This window comes from Thermogutta sp. (assembly GCF_039793925.1).
Classification (GTDB): domain Bacteria; phylum Planctomycetota; class Planctomycetia; order Pirellulales; family Thermoguttaceae; genus Thermogutta.
The window spans coordinates 1-2,438 of the sequence record NZ_JBAMME010000336.1 but is presented as its reverse complement, the minus strand read 5'-3'; the positions used below and the strand labels follow the sequence as shown (position 1 = coordinate 2,438).

4 protein-coding genes are annotated in these 2,438 nt (G+C 57.3%); all 4 read left to right on the top strand.

Translation table 11 applies throughout. The features are described 5' to 3' along the window. The coding region (locus ABJK56_RS18310; RefSeq protein WP_347246127.1) for a PD-(D/E)XK nuclease family protein at positions 1-824 on the top strand (824 nt) is incomplete at its 5' end. A 112-nt stretch (positions 825-936) separates the two neighbouring features. Beyond that, positions 937-1,434: a crossover junction endodeoxyribonuclease RuvC gene (locus ABJK56_RS18305; RefSeq protein WP_347246126.1), complete on the top strand. Its 498-nt coding sequence runs from the start codon at positions 937-939 to the stop codon at positions 1,432-1,434. Next, positions 1,431-1,925, top strand: a complete 495-nt coding sequence (locus ABJK56_RS18300) for a hypothetical protein (protein ID WP_347246125.1) — start codon at positions 1,431-1,433, stop codon at positions 1,923-1,925. Before ABJK56_RS18305 ends, ABJK56_RS18300 begins: the two co-directional genes overlap by 4 nt. After that, positions 1,918-2,438, top strand: a 521-nt coding sequence (locus ABJK56_RS18295) for a hypothetical protein (protein WP_347246124.1), incomplete at its 3' end; no start/stop codon positions are given. The genes ABJK56_RS18300 and ABJK56_RS18295, both read left to right, overlap by 8 nt.

Here is a 2,438-nt window from a genome sequence, read left to right as displayed (position 1 = left end):
TCGCCTCGCATCAACCATTTTACACCCTGCCCGATGGGAAAAGGATAAATATCCCCTCCGAACTCGCCGAACTGACGCTGGAGGTCCAAAAGGAAGTGAAATACGAAATCCTGCCGGGAGTTTATATTCACGGCTTCATTGACCTCTTTGCCCCCGAACAGAATAGGGTAATAGATATCAAGTCCGCATATGCCACCACCGCCTCCCACTGGCGATGGCAGATGGCGGCATACGCCTGGGCGTTTCCTCAGGAGACCGAGTTAGGTCCTGCACCCGCCCGAGCATCCATCTTTTTCGCCCGGCACGGAGTTCTCGTGGACATTCCCACCATTCCCACATGGGATGGTCTCCAGAGACGAGCCAGGAAAGTTCTTGAATGGTTTGCCTCGCAGGAAGAACCCCGCCCTTCTCCCAGCGGGTTCTGCCAGTGGTGCGTGTTCGCACCGTCCTGCCCGCAGGACCCCGCAGTTCACCGCAAACTGAAGGAGAACCCCGGGGAAGTTCTGGCTGAACTGCTGAAGCTGCAGGCGGCATACGAGGGTTTGCGTGAGGCAGTGCGGAATTATTGCTCGGAGGTTGGGAAACTGGAAACCGATGTCGGGATTGCGGAGTTCACCCCGACTTCCCGAATGGAGGTCTCCCCCGAGTTTTGGGATGCAATCGCCGAGCTCGGGGTAGATATTCATTCGGTTGTGACACCCGACCGGAGGAAAATCACCGCACTCGCCCGCCAACACGCACACCTGAGTAGTTTCATCATGCTTGTGCCCGGACCCAGCCGATTTGCTGTTCGGGCGAAAGGAAGGGGGGAAGAAGACGAATGACCGAGCCGGCTGCGGGAGACCACCTACTTGTGCATACACCCACCCCCAAACCTCCTTGTTTGCCTCCTTTCAAGGAGGGGGTGGTCTCCCGCAGTCTTGAAAGGAGAAAAAAATGAAAATAATACTCGGTATTGACCCGGGGGCAAATACCGGGCTGGCGGTAGTGGCATTCCCGAAAGGGAAAGCCCAGCTGCTTGACCGGCGCACCATTCGCACCAAACCCCGTGAGCCACTTCCAGAGAGACTGGCGACAGTCTTTCGGGGAGTGGTTCTTTTCATCCAAACTTACCGCCCTGACATTGTGGCGGTGGAAGGGATGCGGACCTGGATGGTGCGGGCTGGTGGGGTCAAGAGCACTGTTATTCAAGCCCAGTTTCACGGGGCTGTGCTGGCGGCGGTGATGCACGCCAGGCCCCCCGGATGTCAAGTGCAGATAATCCCACCGCCCCGCACCCGCTGGAGTGGAAGAGGAAGGACACGGACGGTTGGGCTGGCGACGAAAGAGTATGCCCGCCGTGTCTGCGAGACATACTTCGGAAAATCCGACCTCTCCGAGCACGAGGCGGATGCAGCGGTTCTGGCTTTGGCAGCCAGAAAGGAGCAAAAATGAGATACAAAAACCCGACTGACATTCCCCGCCTGCAAATCCAGTGGGAAAATGTCCCGCTGGAAGACAGACTGAACAAGTGGGCGGAGTATAGCCGGAAATATCCCGGCGTGGAGCATATTGACTGGATTGTGGCAGTGGCAATCTCAGAGGTAGAGCAACCCGGCAAAATCCCGAGCGGCAACGCTGTCGGGCTGATGCCATTTGCCCCCGCTTTCCCTTACGGCTGGAAAGCGGATGTCTGGGTTGTTCGCCCGCACGGCTGGACGCTTCTACGGGAGGGGCAGACCGGTCAAACCGTCCCGTTCCTTGCCTTTCCACACTGGGCGGATAGCATCCGGGTATGTGCGGAGATTGTCAAGAGGCGGAGTATCCGAACCGGCGAGGGCTATGCCCGCCGCTGGGTCGGATTGAAACTGCCCGGACAGGTTGCCAGGACTGCCCGAGAGTTTGACGAAGTTCTCCAAAAAATAAAGGAGGCACAAAATGCATAATCCCAAATGTCCCTACTGTCTTACCGGGCGGAATGGCACAGCCCCGGTGGAAGTGCGAAGGCATAATGTCAGCCATGTCCTATGTGTGTTTTGCGGGCGTGAGCTGACTGAAACACAACAGAAGAAAAAACCCCGATGGCAACTGAAACTCCGATGGTCCAAATACTACTGTGTTTTGTGGCTGCTCATTCCGCTTCTGCTCTGCTGCTCATCATCCCCCGACATTCCAGTTTATTCCCGAGTTCCAGTTGACAGTTTTCAGACCGCCACCGCCACCTGGTATGCCCGCCCCGGCAGCCGATGGTGGAACAGGATACCAGCACTGGGACTGCGGGACGGCACAAGCCGGCGAATACGGGATTATGCCCGTTCGGAATGGTGCGTGGCTGTTCCGATGCGAGATACCGCCAGTTTCCCGCTCGGTTCCCGGGTGTGGATTGCAGGAAAGCGGGGAACGGTGATTGCCCGGGTGGTGGATGTCAATACCGATACCACCTGGGATTTGGTAGGTGA

Coding starts and splice junctions, on each gene's coding strand:
- ABJK56_RS18305 (WP_347246126.1), top strand. CDS start 937: ATGAAAATAATACTCGGTATTGACCCGGGGGCAAATACCGGGCTGGCG.
- ABJK56_RS18300 (WP_347246125.1), top strand. CDS start 1,431: ATGAGATACAAAAACCCGACTGACATTCCCCGCCTGCAAATCCAGTGG.